Source organism: Streptomyces narbonensis (assembly GCF_014649015.1).
Lineage (GTDB): Bacteria > Actinomycetota > Actinomycetes > Streptomycetales > Streptomycetaceae > Streptomyces > Streptomyces narbonensis.
This window is the reverse complement of record NZ_BMSF01000010.1, coordinates 279,660-292,715: the sequence shown is the minus strand read 5'-3', so window position 1 is coordinate 292,715 and position 13,056 is coordinate 279,660. Positions and strand designations below refer to the sequence as shown.

General features: G+C 71.1%; 12 protein-coding genes. 9 read left to right on the top strand and 3 right to left on the bottom strand.

Annotated features, from left to right (window positions below):
• Positions 1-91: 91 nt before the first annotated feature.
• From IE124_RS21295 to IE124_RS21280, 4 genes are all read left to right on the top strand, one after another.
• On the top strand, positions 92-667 hold the full coding sequence (locus IE124_RS21295) for a M48 metallopeptidase family protein (RefSeq protein ID WP_189509476.1): 576 nt from the start codon (positions 92-94) through the stop codon (positions 665-667).
• Positions 668-798: 131 nt separating this feature from the next.
• Positions 799-2,451: a TerD family protein gene (locus tag IE124_RS21290; RefSeq protein ID WP_189509475.1), complete on the top strand. Its 1,653-nt coding sequence runs from the start codon at positions 799-801 to the stop codon at positions 2,449-2,451.
• Between the two features lie 11 nt (positions 2,452-2,462).
• Positions 2,463-3,143, top strand: a complete 681-nt coding sequence (locus IE124_RS21285; protein WP_189509474.1) for an AIM24 family protein — start codon at positions 2,463-2,465, stop codon at positions 3,141-3,143.
• 17 nt (positions 3,144-3,160) lie between these two features.
• Positions 3,161-3,916 carry an AIM24 family protein gene (locus IE124_RS21280; RefSeq protein WP_189509473.1) on the top strand — a complete coding sequence of 252 codons (756 nt, stop codon included), beginning with the start codon at positions 3,161-3,163 and terminating at the stop codon, positions 3,914-3,916.
• A 58-nt stretch (positions 3,917-3,974) separates the two neighbouring features.
• On the opposite strand, the gene IE124_RS21275 is transcribed toward IE124_RS21280, so the two are convergent.
• Positions 3,975-4,499 (bottom strand): NUDIX hydrolase, encoded by a 525-nt coding sequence (locus IE124_RS21275; RefSeq protein WP_189509472.1) that lies wholly within the window; start codon positions 4,497-4,499, stop codon positions 3,975-3,977.
• Positions 4,496-5,923 (bottom strand): zinc-dependent metalloprotease, encoded by a 1,428-nt coding sequence (locus tag IE124_RS21270; protein ID WP_189509471.1) that lies wholly within the window; start codon positions 5,921-5,923, stop codon positions 4,496-4,498. The genes IE124_RS21275 and IE124_RS21270 overlap by 4 nt, the downstream gene beginning before the upstream one ends.
• A 213-nt stretch (positions 5,924-6,136) precedes the next feature.
• Here IE124_RS21270 and IE124_RS21265 point away from each other — a divergent pair, with 213 nt between their 5' ends.
• The 4 genes from IE124_RS21265 (at position 6,137) to IE124_RS21250 (ending at position 9,377) form a co-directional block, all read left to right on the top strand.
• Positions 6,137-7,246 carry an SDR family oxidoreductase gene (locus tag IE124_RS21265; protein ID WP_150266262.1) on the top strand — a complete coding sequence of 370 codons (1,110 nt, stop codon included), beginning with the start codon at positions 6,137-6,139 and terminating at the stop codon, positions 7,244-7,246.
• Between the two features lie 116 nt (positions 7,247-7,362).
• Complete coding sequence (locus IE124_RS21260; protein WP_189509470.1) at positions 7,363-7,824, top strand: molybdenum cofactor biosynthesis protein MoaE; 462 nt, start codon at positions 7,363-7,365, stop codon at positions 7,822-7,824.
• A 245-nt stretch (positions 7,825-8,069) separates the two neighbouring features.
• Positions 8,070-8,201, top strand: coding sequence for a hypothetical protein (locus tag IE124_RS36020; RefSeq protein WP_268246746.1), 132 nt, complete (start codon positions 8,070-8,072; stop codon positions 8,199-8,201).
• 87 nt (positions 8,202-8,288) lie between these two features.
• Positions 8,289-9,377, top strand: coding sequence for a YlbL family protein (locus IE124_RS21250; RefSeq protein ID WP_189509468.1), 1,089 nt, complete (start codon positions 8,289-8,291; stop codon positions 9,375-9,377).
• An 88-nt stretch (positions 9,378-9,465) separates the two neighbouring features.
• On the opposite strand, the gene IE124_RS21245 is transcribed toward IE124_RS21250, so the two are convergent.
• On the bottom strand, positions 9,466-10,017 hold the full coding sequence (locus IE124_RS21245; RefSeq protein ID WP_189509467.1) for a PPA1309 family protein: 552 nt from the start codon (positions 10,015-10,017) through the stop codon (positions 9,466-9,468).
• Between the two features lie 135 nt (positions 10,018-10,152).
• Here IE124_RS21245 and IE124_RS21240 point away from each other — a divergent pair, with 135 nt between their 5' ends.
• Positions 10,153-13,044 (top strand): UPF0182 family membrane protein, encoded by a 2,892-nt coding sequence (locus tag IE124_RS21240; RefSeq protein WP_189509525.1) that lies wholly within the window; start codon positions 10,153-10,155, stop codon positions 13,042-13,044.
• Positions 13,045-13,056 lie beyond the last annotated feature (12 nt).

Here is a 13,056-nt window from a genome sequence, read left to right as displayed (position 1 = left end):
TCATTCAAATGGTGCGCGGCGGGGTCCGAACCTTCCCGAAACCCCTCCGGAGGGAGGACTTCCCCCACGGTCAGCGGGTAACGTCGGGGCCGTGCCCGCCGACCCACAGCGCAGCGTGACCAGCAAGCCGCCCCGCGGTCCGGGGACGAGTGCGGTCGAGGTCCGCAGAAGCGCGCGACGGAGCAGAACCGTCTCGGCCTACCGCGAGGGCGACCGGACCATCGTGCTCATCCCCGCCCGCATGTCGGAGGCGGAGGAGCAGCGCTGGGTCACCGTCATGCTGGACAAACTCGCCGCCCAGGAGAGCCGGAGCGTCCTCGGAGACCGCGAGCTCACCGAGCGGGCACTGCGCCTGTCCGAGCAGTACTACGGCGGCCGGGCCCGCCCCGGCTCCGTCCGCTGGGTCACCAACCAGAACACCCGCTGGGGCTCCTGCACCCCCTCCGAGGGCAGCATCCGCCTCTCCCACCGGCTCCAGGGCATGCCCGAGTACGTCCTCGACTACGTCCTCCTGCACGAGCTGGCCCACCTCCTCGTCCCGGGCCACGGCCCCGGCTTCTGGCGGCTCCTGGAGTCGTACCCCCGCACCGAGCGGGCCCGTGGCTACCTGGAGGGCGTGGTCGCCGCCGCCCGACTCCCGCACCTCCCGGACGCTCGCGAGGAGTGACGCCGCCGATACCGGCAGCGCGCGTCTTTCCCGATTCCGTACCGAAAACGACCTGCCCTGTCTCAATGTCGCACCGAGCCGTTAGCCTGGCGCGAGCATTCGCCATTCGGGATGGGGGACGGTCGTTACGCATGGCCAGGGAATTCCAACGCGGCCACAAGGCCAAGATCAGTGATCTGACGGCGGGAACCGATCTGTACGTGGGCGTGCAGATCGCGGCTCCCGGGCTCAGCTTCGACATCAGCTGCTTCGGACTGGACGCGGACGAGCGGCTCTCCGACGACCGCTACTTCGTCTTCTTCAACCAGCCGAAGTCGCCCGAGGAGTCCATCCAGCTGCTCGGGGCCCAGTCCGGTGACACCGAGTCGTTCCGCGTCACCCTCGACCGCATCCCCGCGAACATCCAGAAGCTGTCGTTCACCGCGACGATCGACGGCGTCGGCCAGATGTCCCAGGTCGGCCCCGGCCACCTGCGGATCGTGGCGGGCGGCGAGGAGGTCGCGCGGTACTCCTTCACCGGCGCGGAGTTCTCCACCGAGCGCGCGGTGATGCTCGGCGACTTCTACCTCAAGGACGTCTGGCGGTTCGCCGCCGTCGGCCAGGGCTTCGACGGAGGCCTGGAGGCGCTCCTGCGGAACTTCGGCGGCGAGGTCGCCGAGGAGGAGCCCGCGGCACCGCAGGCCCCGGCCCCGGCACCCGGCTTCGGCCCGCCGCAGCAGGCGGCGGCGCCCCCGGCCTTCGGCGCGCCCGCCCCGGCCGCGCCCCAGCCGCCCGCCCCGGCGCCCGCGTTCGGGGCCCCGCCGGCCCCGCCCGCGCCCGTCGCGCCGGCGCAGCCGGTCCACACGGCGCCGACGATGGTGGCGCCCATGGCGCCCGCCCAGGTCCCGCCGCCCGCGCCGGCCCCCGCTCCGTACGGACAGCCGCCGCAGCCCCCGCAGTACGGCCAGGTCCCCGGCCAGCCCCCTGGGCAGTACCCCGGCCAGGCCCCCGGTCAGTTCCCCGGCGGCCCGGGCCAGCCGCCGCAGCAGCCCCCGTACGGACAGGCGGCCCCCGCCCCGTACGGGCAGCAGCCGCAGTTCGGGCAGCAGCCCGCGGGCGTCCCGCAGGGCGCCCCGGCCACCGGCGCGGGGCTCGCCGCCGCGCTCGCGCCGTACAAGGAGACCGCCACCGGCGCCCGGTGGACCCCGCAGAACCAGCAGCTCATGCGGGTCGACCTGGCCATGGGCGGCGTCCCCGTCCTCGCCCGGCAGGGCTCCATGGTCATGTACCAGGGCAAGGTCGACTTCTCCCACAAGGGCGCGGGCTTCGCCGGCCGGATCGTCGGCAACGCCACCGGCCAGGAGATGCAGCTGATGCGGTGCAACGGCCGCGGCCAGGTGTTCCTCGCCGAGGAAGGCGCCCATCTCCACCCGATCGAGCTCCAGGGCGACGGCATCTGCGTCTCCGCGGAGAACGTCCTCGCGTTCGACGAGTCCCTCCAGTACGAGGTCCGCCGCATCGAGGGCCACGGCATCCCCGGCGGAGCCCTGTTCACCATGCAGTTCCAGGGCACCGGCACCGTCGTCGTGAAGACCCACGGCGTGCCCGTGGTGCTGCCCGTCACGCCGACCACCTTCGCCGACTGCAACGCGGTCGTCGCCTGGTCGTCCGCGTCCCAGGTCATCCTCTCCAGCCAGGTGCGGCTCCGCCGCAACGCCTACCCGGGCCACAGCGGAGAGACCGTGAACCTCCAGTTCCGGGGCGCCCCCGGCAACTTCATCGTCGTCCAGCCCTACGAGGTCTGAGGGAGCCCGTCATGAACCAGCAACTCGCGGGCTACGCCCCGACCCCCGTCGCGGCCCGGATGGAGAACCACGGCCGGACCATGCTGAAGGTCGCCATGGCCTCCGGCCAGGACCTGTACGCCCGGACCGGCTCGATGGTCGCCTACGAGGGCTTCATCACCTACGAGCCCAACCCGCCCGCCGTCCGCCAGGCCGCCAAGGACTGGGCCACGGGCGAGGGCGCGCCGATCATGAAGGCCTCCGGCGACGGACTGCTCTACCTCGCCGACTACGGCGCCGACGTCGTCGTGATCAACCTCCAGAACGACTCGATCTCGGTCAACGGCACCAACCTCCTCGCCTTCGACGCGCACCTCCAGTGGGGCGTCGAGCGGGTGAAGGGACTCGCCAAGTTCGCCGGCCAGGGCCTGTTCAACGTGGAGATCGCCGGCACGGGCTGGGTCGCGCTCACCTCGCGCGGCACGCCGATCGTCGTCGACTGCGGCCGCGGCGAGGACGAGACCTACGTCGACCCCGACGCACTCGTCGCCTGGTCGCCGTCGCTGAAGGTCAAGGGCAAGCGCAGCTTCAAGGCCTCCTCCCTCATCGGGCGGGGCAGCGGCGAAGCCATGCAGATGGCCTTCTCGGGCCAGGGCATCGTCGTCGTACAGCCGAGCGAGGACAGCACCGACCGCCTTCGGGTCCGGGGCTGAGGGGGAGCGAGAACACCATGCAGAGCCCGCTTTTCAACCACGCCGAACAGCAGAGCCAGGAGCGGTACGTCATCCAGAACCCGCAGCTCCTGCGGGTCAGCCTCACCGGGCAGGACGACGTCCTCGCCCGCAAGGGCGCCATGGTCGCGTACCAGGGGCTCGTCGACTTCGACGGCGAGTACCAGACCCCGAACCAGCGCCGGGCCCGCGCCCGCACCGGTGAGGGTCTCGACCTCATGCGCTGCTCCGGCCAGGGCACGGTCTACTTCGCCAACCTCGCGCAGTACGTGCACGTCGTGGAGGTCGACCAGGAAGGCCTGACCGTCGACAGCTCCTATGTCCTGGCGCTCGACTCGACCCTCCACACCGAGGTCATCGCCGTCGACAGCCAGTACGGGATCTCCGGCTCCGGCAAGTACCAGCTCAACATCTCCGGCCGCGGCAAGGTCGCCCTCATGACCTCCGGCCAGCCGCTGATGATGATGGTCACGCCCGAGAAGTACGTCAGCGTCGACGCTGACGCGATCGTGGCTTGGTCCACCGGGCTGCGCGTCCAGATGCAGGCGCAGACGACCAACTCCAGCGTGCGCCGCCGCCGCGGCGACACGGGCGAGGGCTGGGAGCTCAGCTTCCTCGGCCAGGGCTTCGCGCTCGTCCAGCCCAGCGAGGTCATGCCCCCGCAGCACGCGGCCATCGGCCAGGGCATCGCCGCCCAGTTCGGCGCCGGCCAGCACGGCGCCCACGCACAGAACCAGAACAACGCCTGGAACTGAGCACGGCAGACACGTAAGGGGCGGCCTCCATGGGAGGCCGCCCCTTACGCGTACTCCGTCAGGCGAGCCGCGCCAGCGTGCCCTTCAGCAGCTCGACCACCGACGTGTCCGCCACGCCCGCCACGTCCTCGTACGCGAACCAGCGCAGATCCAGCGACTCCTCGCTGATCTCCGCCTCCGCGCCGGCCGGGGCCAGCGCCGCGTACTGCACGTCCAGGTGCCAGTGGCACGGCGCCGGGATCGGATGCCGGTCGAGCCGCACGGGACCGCCCGGCAGCAGGGTCAGCCCCGCGATCCCGGACTCCTCCGTCGCCTCCCGCAGCGCCGCGGCCTCGACCGTCGCGTCGCCCTCCTCGCAGTGACCGCCCATCTGCAGCCACATGCCCAGCTTCTTGTGCAGCGTCAGCAGCACCCGCCCCCGCGCAGGGTCGATCACCAGCGCGCTGGACGTCAGATGCCCGGCCCCGCAGGGCTTGTACATGCCGTCCGGGTGCTCCGCGAGGTGCCCCAGATAGACATCACGCAGCTCCGGCTGGTCCTCGTACCCGTTCAGCACGAGGACCGCGTCGTCGTACAGGCTCACTTCTCGTCGTCGCCCTCGTCCTCGGTGCGGCCCTGCGCCGCCTCGCCCAGCATCTTGTCCAGCTCCGAGAAGTCGAGGTGCTCCCGGTGGACGAAGCCGTCCGGGTCGTCCAGGTCGGTCGCCGTCGGCAGCATGTCCGGGTGCTCCCACAGACCGTCCCGGCCGTCGACCCCGCGCGCGTCCGTGAGCGAGGCCCACAGGCGCGCCGCGTCCCGAAGGCGCCGCGGACGCAGCTCGAGACCGATCAGCGTCGCGAAGGTCTGCTCGGCCGGACCGCCCGAGGCCCGGCGCCGGCGCAGCGTCTCACGCAGCGCGTCGGCCGAGGTCAGCCGCGACTTCGCGGCCTCGTGGACCACCGCGTCCACCCAGCCCTCGACCAGCGCGAGCGCCGTCTCGAGCCGGGCCAGGGCCGCCTTCTGCTCCGGGGTGTCCTGCGGCTGGAACATGCCCTGCTGGAGGGCCTCCTGCAGCTGCTCCGGATGCGTCGGGTCGAGCTGGCCGACGGCCTCCTCCAGCTTCGAGGTGTCGACCTTGATCCCGCGCGCGTACCCCTCGACCGCGCCGAAGAGATGCGCCCGCAGCCACGGCACGTGCGCGAAGAGCCGCTGGTGGGCGGCCTCACGCAGGGCCAGGTAGAGCCGCACCTCGTCCGAAGGCACGCCCAGGTCCTTGCCGAAGGCCTCGATGTTCAGCGGGAGCAGCGCCGCGCGCCCGGCCGGGCCGAGCGGCAGACCCACGTCCGTCGAGCCGACGACCTCACCGGCGAGCGCGCCGACGGCCTGCCCGATCTGCTGGCCGAACATGGCGCCGCCCATGGAGCGCATCATGCCGATCAGCGGGCCGGCCATGGCCTGCATCTCCTCCGGCAGGACGTCGCCCATCGCCGCGCCGACCCGCTCGGCGACCGGGTCCACCAGCTGCTGCCACGCCGGCAGCGTCGCCTCGACCCACTCCGCGCGGCTCCACGCCACGGCCGTGCTCGCGCCCGAGGGCAGCGAGGTCACGCCGTCCAGCCACAGGTCGGCGAGGCGCACGGCCTCCTCGACCGCGGCCTTCTCCGCGGGGCCCACGCTGGCGTCCTTGGTGCCGTCGGGGGTGCCCTGGGCCACCACCTGGCGGGCGATCTGCTTGGCCATGTCCCAGTTCACGGGACCGCCCTCGTAGCTCAGCATCTGCCCGAGCTGCTGGAAGGCCGCGCCCAGATCGTTGGGGTTCAGCGAGCCGAACATCGCCGCGAAGGGGTTGTCCGCACCGCCCTGACCGCCCAGCGCGCCCATGCCGGGCAGCCCGCCGAAGCCGAACGGGTTCGCCCCGAACGGGTTGCCGGAGCCCTGGCCACCTCCGGCAGGGTCCTTCTTCTTGCCCTCGTCGCCGTTCTCCGGCTCCTCCGGCGGAAGGCCGAATCCGAATGGGGTGTCACTCACAGGTTTCCTCGGCTCGTAGGGCCGCCGGCCTCCTGCCGACGGCGACTGCCCGACCAGGGCCCGATCCACGGGCCCCGCACACCACCAGCGTAGACATCCGGGCCGGAAATGGGCTCGGTGCTCCGCCGGGCCGTGCCCTGCGGCAGGATGGACGCCACCTGGTCCGTACGCGTCATGCGTGTACGTACTGAAGACAACCGCTGGAGACGCCCGGTGAGTTCCCCAGATCCTCAGGTTCGCGCAGCGCGAAACCACTCAACCCGGTCCGCCGCGCGCGGACCCGTCGTCGCGGTCACCGGTGCCGCTTCCGGCGTAGGTGACCTGCTGACCAGGCGCCTCGCCGAGTCCGACGAGATCAAGCAGGTCGTCGCGATCGACGAGCGCCGGGGTGAGGTCGCCGAGGCGAAGTGGCACATCCTCGACGTGCGCGATCCGGCCATCGCCGAGAAGCTGCGCGGCGCGGACGTCGTCGTGCACCTCGCCGTCGATCTCGACCTGGAGACCGACCCCGCCGCCCGAACGGCCTACAACGTGCGCGGCACGCAGACCGTCCTGACCGCCGCCGCGGCCGCCGGCGTACACCGCGTGGTGCTCTGCACCTCCGCGATGGTCTACGGCGCCCTGCCCGACAACGACATCCCGCTCTCCGAGGACGCCGAGCTCAGGGCGACGGCCGAGGCCACCGGCGTCGGTGACATGCTGGAGATCGAGCGCCTCGGCCGCAGGGCGCCCCGCGCGCACCCCGGCCTCAACGTCACGGTCGTCCGCCCGGCAGTCCTCGTCGGCGGTACGGACACGGCGCTGACCCGCTACTTCGAGTCGCCCCGGCTGCTCGTCGTCGCCGGCTCCCGGCCCACCTGGCAGTTCTGCCACGTCGACGACCTGGTGAGCGCCCTGGAGTACGCGGCCCTGGAAAAGGTCGACGGCGAGTTCGCGGTCGGCTGCGAGGGCTGGCTGGAGCAGGAGGAGGTCGAGGAGCTCTCCGGGATCCGGCGCATGGAGCTCCCCTCCGCCGTCGCCCTCGGGGCGGCGGCCCGCCTCCACCGGATCGGGCTCACGCCGTCCCCGGCGGGCGACCTCGCCTACACCATGCACCCCTGGGTGGTCAGCGTCGGACGGCTGCACGACGCCGGCTGGCGCCCGAAGTGGACGAACGAGGAGGTCCTCACCGCGCTCCTGGAGGAGGTCGAGGGCCGCCACACGGTCGCCGGCCGCCGCCTGGGCCGCAAGGACGCGACGGCGGCGGGCGCGGCCGGCGCGACGGTGGCGCTGCTCGGCACGGCGGCGCTCGTCCGGCAGATGCGGAAGCGGCGCGGGATCTGACCCGCGCCGGGGGCGGCCCGGCAGGGGAGGTCTGTAGAACCCTCCTACGGAGGGTTCCGACGACCGGTCGAATCCGCAATTCCGGGATGTCGGCGGTGTGCGGCACCATGGGGCACATGGCACGCACCCACGACCACCCGGGCGAGCAGGCCGCCGCCGACCCGATCAAGCTCCTCGCGATCCGGGAGACCCCACTCTCCGTGGACGAGGTCTTCCAGGCCGTCGGCGACGACGCCTCCGGCGGCACGACGCTCTTCGTGGGCACCGTGCGCAACCACGACGGAGGCGCGGACGTCGACGCCCTCGGCTACTCCTGCCACCCCTCCGCCGAGGCGGAGATGCGCCGCGTCGCCGAGAAGGTCGTCGCCGACTACCCGGTCCGCGCGCTGGCCGCCGTCCACCGCGTCGGCGACCTCCGGATCGGCGACATCGCGGTCGTCGTCGCCGTCTCCTGCCCCCACCGCGGCGAGGCCTTCGAGGCCTGCCGCAAGCTGATCGACGACCTCAAGCACGAGGTGCCGATCTGGAAGCACCAGACCTTCTCCGACGGCACCGAGGAGTGGGTCGGGGCCTGCTGAGGCTCGGCCCGGAGCGGTCCCGGCCCGCAAGGCGACGCGCCGACAGCGTGTAGCCGAACGCCCGATTTGCGTAACCGGCCCCCAGGCAGCAGCGTTGATGCCACAGATGAATAGTCTGCTGATCAACTCATTGGGGATGGGAGGTCGGGATGGCAGCGCTGGCCTGGTTGCTGATTCCGCTTTTCGCAGTCGTCGGCGCGGCGATATGGGGAAGCTGGGCTTCGAGGAACAAGACGATAGGTGACGTGGCCGAGCTCGCCGGCTACGCACGGTTCCGGGACGCGATGGAGCGGTCCCACACCACGACCGCCGGCTCCGTCGCCCAGGAGCGCGAGACGGCCACGACGGTGACCCCCGTGTCCACACCGTCCAGCTGACGCGGCCCGCCGGCCGCCCCGGCACGGACCGCCCCGTACGGACCGCCCCAGGGGTGCGCGCACAGGCGAGTCCCGTACTGTCGTTCCATGCCACGCCGCACCGCGACGATGCTCGCCTCCACCCTGGTGTTGATCTGTCTGCTCATCGCAGGCGTCCTGATCCCGGTGCCGTACGCGGAGATGAGTCCCGGCCCCACGGTCAACACGCTGGGAGAGGCCAGGGGAGAGCCCGTCCTCTCGATCTCCGGACGCAAGACCTACCCGACCGACGGTCACCTCAACATGACGACGGTCCGTGTCACCAGCGCGGACTACAAGATGAACGCCGTCGAGGCGGTCTACGGCTGGCTCGCCCACGACAACGTGGTGGTGCCGCACGACACGCTCTACCCGGACGGCAAGACCGAGGAGCAGTCGAGCCAGGAGAACGCCGAGGAGTTCAGCCAGTCCCAGGAGAGCGCCAAGGTGGCGGCCCTCGGGGAGCTGGGCATCCCGGTGACCAGCCGCGTCATCGTCGCCACCGTCGTCAAGGACTCCCCGGCAGAGGGCAAGCTGCACGCCGGTGACGTCATCAGGGCCGTCGACGGCGTGAAGGTCACGGAGCCGGGCGACGTCGCCGAACAGGTCACCCAACGCAAGCCCGGGCAGGACGTCGTGTTCACGATCGTCCCCGCCAAGGAGGCCGCCGAGGCCGAGAAGGCCCGCAAGGAGCCCACCGTCACCCGGAAGGTGGTCATCAGGACCGCCACCTCCAAGGAGGGCGACCGGGCCGTCGTCGGCATCCAGGCCGGGACCGACCACGTCTTCCCGTTCACCATCGACATCAACCTCGCCGACGTCGGCGGCCCCAGTGCCGGCCTGATGTTCGCCCTCGGCATCGTCGACAAGCTGACCCCCGAGAGCCTCACCGACGGGAAGTTCATCGCCGGCACGGGCACCATCGACGACAAGGGCAGGGTCGGCCCGATCGGCGGCATCGACATGAAGCTCGTCGGCGCGCGCAACGCGGGCGCGGAGTACTTCCTCACCCCCGCCGACAACTGCGCCTCGGCCGCCTCCGACATCCCCGACGGCCTGACCCTGATCAAGGTGGACACCATCGACGACGCCACCAAGTCACTGGAGAAGCTCCGCAAGGGCGACACGGCGAACCTGCCGCGCTGCACCACGGGCTGACCCGCCCGGCACGGACGAGGGGCGCCCGGTCGGCAGACCGGGCGCCCCCTCTTCGTACCGCCGCCGTGGACCGGTGCGGCTCCAGGGCCTACGACTCGAAGGTCGCCGACAGCGCCTCGGCGAGCCCCGGCACCAGGTCGGGGCCGGTCAGGACCTCGGTCGTCGAGTCCTTCTCGCGCAGCCGGATCGCCGCCTCACGGGCGCCGCCGCGCAGCACCGCCACGGTCATCCGGACCTCCTGGCGGTCCGGGTGCGCGGCGACCCACTTGGCGAGCTGCTTCTCGCTCAGCCCCTGCGGCACCTGGGACTCCGCCGACGGCGGCAGCATCAGCCGCTCCACGGTCAGGGCGCAGCCCGCCACGGAGGAGGGCCAGGCGATCGTGCCGAGGAACTCGTCGAGCGGCTTGCCGCGCGGCAGCTTGTCCTGCTCGATGGGGGTGAAGGCGGTGGCGTCGTCGCCCAGGCCGAGCTGGGAGGCGAGCGCGGGCTCCTTGGCGCGGAGCCGGGCGGTGTCGACGAGGGCGAAGAGACGGGCCGGCTGGTCCCAGCCGAGACCCGACGCGTACTCGTCGATCTCGAGTACAGCGCGGGTGAGGGGGCTCGCGGCCATCGCCGGGCCTGAGGGGGAAGCGTTGGACATGACCAACATCCTGCCTCGTCTTGCCCCGAAGTCGGGAACTAGGTAAAGCCTCAGTAAGTTGCACCATTGGGCTCTACGATCGCGGGGCCTGCTTTCAGACGCATCAACTTCGAGGGGCGCACGTTGGCTTTCCAGATGCCGGACCGCGGCGGTAGCCCGTCCGGGCCGAGGATGAGAGTCGGCCGGCCGTCCCGGCGGGCCCGCACCCTGCTCATGACACTCGGGGTGCTGGCCGTCCTGGCCATGGCGTTCGTGATGTTCGCCGGGTTCTGGACGGACTGGCTCTGGTACCGCTCGGTCGAGTACTCGTCCGTGTTCACCACCACACTGTGGACCAAGATCGGCCTCTTCGCCGTCTTCGGTCTCCTCATGGGGCTCGCCGTCGGCCTGAACATCTGGCTGGCGTACCGGCTGCGTCCGCCGCTGAGCGCGATGTCGCTGGAGCAGCAGAGCCTCGACCGGTACCGGATGGGGGTCGCCCCCTTCAAGAAGTGGGTGCTGCTCGCGGTCACGGTCCTGGTGGGGCTGATCGCCGGCGCCTCCGCCTCGGGTCAGTGGCGCACCTGGCTCCTGTGGGTCAACGGCGTGAAGTTCGGCCAGAAGGACCCGCAGTTCGGTCTCGACGTGGCGTTCTACGCCTTCGACCTGCCCTGGTACCGCTTCCTCCTCGCCTTCGGCTTCGCCGCCGCCGTGCTGTCGCTGATCGCCGCCGCGATCACGCACTACCTGTACGGCGGACTGCGGATCACCAGCCCGGGCGCCCGCGCTACCGCCGCCGCCACCGGTCACCTCTCGGTGCTGCTCGGCATCTTCGTCTCGCTCAAGGCCGTGGCGTACTGGCTCGACCGGTACGGCCTGGCCGTGAAGTCCAGCGACTTCAAGGCCACCGGCAACTGGACGGGCCTGCGGTACGTCGACGCCAACGCGTACCTGCCGGCGAAGACCATCCTGTTCTGCATCGCCGCGATCTGCGCCGTGCTGTTCTTCGCGACGCTCTGGCGCCGCACCTGGCAGCTGCCGGTGATCGGCTTCGGCCTGATGGTGCTCTCCGCGGTCCTGATCGGCGGCCTGTACCCGGCCATCGTGCAGAAGTTCCAGGTCCAGCCGAACGAGCAGGCCAAGGAAGCGCCGTACATCCAGAAGAACATCGACGCGACCCGCAAGGCGTACGCGATCGACTCGACGAAGCCCGAGAACTACTCGGGCAAGTCGACGGTCAAGGCCAAGGACCAGCTCCGCACGGACGCCGACTCGGCGGCCAGCTACCGCGTCCTCGACCCGAACATCGTCTCGCCGACGTTCCAGCAGCTGGAGCAGAAGCGGAAGTACTACCAGTTCCCGACGACCCTGGACGTGGACCGCTACCAGGGCAAGGACACGGTCATCGGTCTGCGGGAGCTCAACATCAAGGGCATCCCGAAGCGGAACTGGATCAACGACCACTTCACCTACACCCACGGCTACGGCGCGATCATGGCCATGGGTACGCAGACGGACGCCAACGGCTCCCCGGTCTTCACCGAGTCCGGGCTGCCGACGACCGGTGACGTCGGCGAGTACCAGCAGCGGATCTACTACGGCGAGAAGACCGACCAGTACTCGATCGTGGGCGGCCCGCAGAAGGAGCTGGACTACGAGGAGAACGGCGAGAAGACCACCAGCTACAAGGAGAAGAGCGGCGTCAGCCTCTCCGGCGCGTTCAACCGCGCCGCCTACGCGGTGGCCTTCAGCGAGCCGCAGATCCTCTACTCGGGGGCCATCGGCGAGGGCTCGCGGATCCTCTACAACCGCACGCCCAAGGAGCGCGTCGAGGCCGTCGCGCCCTGGCTGACCATCGACGGCGACGCCTACCCGGCGGTCGTCAAGGGCCGGATCCAGTGGATCGTCGACGCCTACACGACGACCAACGGCTACCCGTACGCCTCGCGGACCACGCTCGGCGACACCACGGCCGACTCCCTGACCGTCGGCAACCAGCAGCGCGCGGTCGTCGCCCAGCAGAACCAGGTCAACTACATCCGTAACTCGGTGAAGGCCACCGTCGACGCCTACGACGGCACGGTGAACCTCTACCAGTGGGACACGCAGGACCCGGTCCTCAAGACCTGGATGAAGGCCTTCCCGGGCACGGTCAAGGCGAAGTCCGCGATCAACGCCGACCTGATGGAGCACCTGCGCTACCCGCAGGACATGTTCAAGGTCCAGCGCGAGCTGCTGACCCGGTACCACGTGACCGACCCCGCGCAGTTCTACAGCGGCTCGGACGCCTGGCAGGTGCCGGACGACCCGACCAACAAGGACGGCAACGCGGTCCCGCCGTACTACCTGAGCATGAAGATGCCCGGGGACGCGGCGCAGCGCTTCTCGCTGACGACGACGTTCACGCCGAACGGCCGGCCCAACCTGGGCGGCTTCATGGCGGTCGACGCCGACGCCACCAGCAAGGAGTACGGCCGGCTGAGACTGCTGCGGGTCACCGAGGACGTGCCGGGCCCGGCCCAGGTGCAGAGCAAGCTCAACGGTCTCCCGGACGTCGCCCAGTTCGTCCGGGACATGAAGGGCGCCGACTCCGACATCCAGTACGGCAACCTGCTGACCGTGCCGCTCGACGGCGGGTTCCTGTACGTGGAGCCGGTGTACGCCCAGGGCCGGAACGCCCTGTACCCGCTCCTGAAGAAGGTCGCGGTGTCCTATGTGGACGCGGACCAGCCGGACGGTGACACGACCAAGGACACCACCGTGTTCGAGGACAACCTCACCAACGCGCTGAACGCGGTCTTCGGGGTGGAGGCACCGACCCCGCCGACGACCCCGCCGCCGGGCACCACGCCCCCGCCGCCGACGTCCAACGACGCCGCGCTGAAGGCGGCCATCGCCGACGCCCAGAAGGCGTACGACGCGGGCGAGGCGGCGCTGGCGAAGGGCGACTGGACGGCGTACGGCAAGGCGCAGGAGGACCTCCAGGAGGCTCTCCAGCGCGCGGCGGACGCCGGAGCGAAGCTCAAGAGCACGGGGACAGGCGGCTGACCTGAGGTTTTC

Bases quoted from the DNA above. Each gene is read 5' to 3' on its own strand.
- IE124_RS21245 (WP_189509467.1), bottom strand. From the start codon at position 10,017: ATGTCCAACGCTTCCCCCTCAGGCCCGGCGATGGCCGCGAGCCCCCTC.
- IE124_RS21285 (WP_189509474.1), top strand. From the start codon at position 2,463: ATGAACCAGCAACTCGCGGGCTACGCCCCGACCCCCGTCGCGGCCCGG.
- IE124_RS21280 (WP_189509473.1), top strand. From the start codon at position 3,161: ATGCAGAGCCCGCTTTTCAACCACGCCGAACAGCAGAGCCAGGAGCGG.
- IE124_RS21260 (WP_189509470.1), top strand. From the start codon at position 7,363: ATGGCACGCACCCACGACCACCCGGGCGAGCAGGCCGCCGCCGACCCG.
- IE124_RS21240 (WP_189509525.1), top strand. From the start codon at position 10,153: ATGCCGGACCGCGGCGGTAGCCCGTCCGGGCCGAGGATGAGAGTCGGC.
- IE124_RS21250 (WP_189509468.1), top strand. From the start codon at position 8,289: ATGCCACGCCGCACCGCGACGATGCTCGCCTCCACCCTGGTGTTGATC.
- IE124_RS21290 (WP_189509475.1), top strand. From the start codon at position 799: ATGGCCAGGGAATTCCAACGCGGCCACAAGGCCAAGATCAGTGATCTG.